We start from the raw sequence: 317 nt of genomic DNA, 5'->3' as shown, positions 1-317 counted from the left end.
AATTTGGTTAATGAAGGGAAGCTTGGGGGATTGTTGTTGGTGGGTGAGATGGTTGGGTTGTTGCGTGGAAGGGAAAGGGGATTGTGGGGTGAGGGAGATTGGATGGAAATCAAGATATTGTTTGGGTTCGTGGATCGGTTTGAGGATATGTTGGTTGTTGTCGAGGTGTGGGAATTTGGAAGAGAAGAGTGGGAGTAGGAGGTGGTGATTATGGTTGAGGAAAGGAAGTGGGTTGAAGTGAGGAGGGGGTTGTGTATGGAAGTGCAGGTAGAAAGGAGAGTAGTTATGGATGGTGAGAAGTGTGTGGGGAATCGGGT

General features: G+C 48.3%; 1 protein-coding gene. It reads left to right on the top strand.

Features of this window, described 5'->3' with window-relative positions:
* Positions 1-198 (top strand): hypothetical protein (locus FS628_RS32165; protein ID WP_222125321.1); only part of this gene is annotated, 198 nt, incomplete at its 5' end.
* Positions 199-317: the final 119 nt, after the last annotated feature.

The sequence above is a fragment of the Paenibacillus xylanexedens genome (assembly GCF_007676705.1).
Taxonomy (GTDB): domain Bacteria; phylum Bacillota; class Bacilli; order Paenibacillales; family Paenibacillaceae; genus Paenibacillus; species Paenibacillus xylanexedens_C.
Note: the sequence above shows the minus strand (reverse complement) of the source record. Positions and strands in the feature narration are given on the sequence as shown.